The sequence below is a fragment of the Pasteurella bettyae CCUG 2042 genome, assembly GCF_000262245.1.
GTDB lineage: Bacteria > Pseudomonadota > Gammaproteobacteria > Enterobacterales > Pasteurellaceae > Basfia > Basfia bettyae.
Genome location: NZ_AJSX01000039.1, coordinates 1 through 1,473 on the forward strand (window position 1 = coordinate 1; position 1,473 = coordinate 1,473).

Sequence of the window (1,473 nt, forward strand, 5' to 3'; positions counted from 1 at the left end):
AAGAGATTTGGGTTTGGCTTTCACGATAGAAACTGCAAATTTGTTACGAATTTCATCTTGTAAGGCTTGTGGCATTGATGAAAGAGCATATTCTTTGCCTCCACCTTTGCCTTCACGTTTACGCCATTCCACATTTTCACGTTCAAACAATGCGAGTGCATTTTTATGTGCAGTAGGCATGTTTAAAAGTTTAAGTTTTAATAATTCCGCTATCGGATAATGTGTTTTTAAAGAAATTTCATTCATAAATGATCCTTTTTGTTTCTTTTACGTTTAAATTCCTTTAAGATTAAAACTTATTTGTTAAAACAGGTCTTCGGTTACGTTCAATTCGTTCCCGAGAACGTGCAGCCCAAATCTCTTCAGGGGCAACACCGACCGCATTAGCGATAAGTCTTTCCATTTTCGGATAGGGTTTATCAAGTGCGGTCTTTAATGTGTTGTAACTCACGTTCCCAGCTTCAGCTAAAGAACGCAAAGACCACCCGTTTTTACGCAACGCAGCCAAAATATCCGCACGATGCCAATCATTTGTTGCGGCTTTTTTTGTGTCGCTTAATACACTCATTAAATACACCTCCTTTTATGTATCAACTGCGTGTATTAAAACGTAAATGTTTCACCATGTCAAGCGTAAAAGTTATGATTTTTCGATAAGGTGTTACTTTTATGTTTTATTTTATATAAATCAATTACTTGTGGATAAGATTTACTGTAAAAACTTTTTATGGAGAAAGTAAAATATGAGCAAGCCTAACATTTACGATACTGGCTTTAGTGAAAGAATGACTAAAATCATTGAAAAGGAAGGTGTGAGCATTAATTCATTTGCTCAAAAGTTGGGAGTATCACCACCTACAATATCACGCTGGATGAAAGGGGAAGCAGATCCAACAAGAAGCAACCTGATAAAACTAGCAGAGCAGACAGGAATTAATATAGAGTGGCTTGCAATAGGCGCTGGTCCTAAGTATTGGCAACATCCAATAACTGAGGAAATAATTTTACGTGGTCAACCTCAACCAATTGAAAGTAGCAATGACGAAACCTTTTCAGTGATTGAAGATTGCCGAGAAGTGCGTATTTCAGCCGGTGGCGGTGGTTTTAATGATGAATATAAACCTTATCAAACCACTAAAGTAGAAAAGGCTTGGCTTGATTCACGTTGCTTAAAAGCGGAAGACTGTGCAATGTTCTTAGTAAGTGGCGATAGTATGTACCCAACGCTAAAAGACGGCGAAGAAATTATTGTAGATCGGTCTAAAAAGGAATTAAAAGACGGAAAAATCTTTGTATTAAATAATGAAGGTGCAATGCTAGTGAAGAAAGTGCAAATTACCTACAACGGCATCATACTCATCAGCCAAAATACAGAATACGCACCAATAGAACTCAACGCAGAACAAGCCAATAACTTGATTGTGATAGGGCAAGTCGTGCGTGGCTATCGAGACTTCTAATATGTCGCCGACA

General features: G+C 37.7%; 2 protein-coding genes and 1 pseudogene. 1 reads left to right on the plus strand and 2 read right to left on the minus strand.

Annotated elements, in window-relative coordinates; translation table 11 throughout:
* Positions 1–246: pseudogene (locus HMPREF1052_RS08230) on the minus strand (Mu transposase C-terminal domain-containing protein); the annotation flags it as partial.
* Between the two features lie 43 nt (positions 247–289).
* Positions 290–568: a helix-turn-helix domain-containing protein gene (locus HMPREF1052_RS08235; protein WP_005761255.1), complete on the minus strand. Its 279-nt coding sequence runs from the start codon at positions 566–568 to the stop codon at positions 290–292.
* Between the two features lie 175 nt (positions 569–743).
* Here HMPREF1052_RS08235 and HMPREF1052_RS08240 point away from each other — a divergent pair, with 175 nt between their 5' ends.
* A complete protein-coding gene (locus HMPREF1052_RS08240; protein ID WP_005761253.1) occupies positions 744–1,460 on the plus strand; it encodes a LexA family transcriptional regulator in 717 nt (238 codons plus the stop codon).
* The last annotated feature ends 13 nt before the right edge of the window (positions 1,461–1,473 follow it).

What these genes read in the sequence shown, in the direction of transcription:
- HMPREF1052_RS08240 (WP_005761253.1), top strand. Translation starts at nt 744, where the DNA reads ATGAGCAAGCCTAACATTTACGATACTGGCTTTAGTGAAAGAATGACT.
- HMPREF1052_RS08235 (WP_005761255.1), bottom strand. Translation starts at nt 568, where the DNA reads ATGAGTGTATTAAGCGACACAAAAAAAGCCGCAACAAATGATTGGCAT.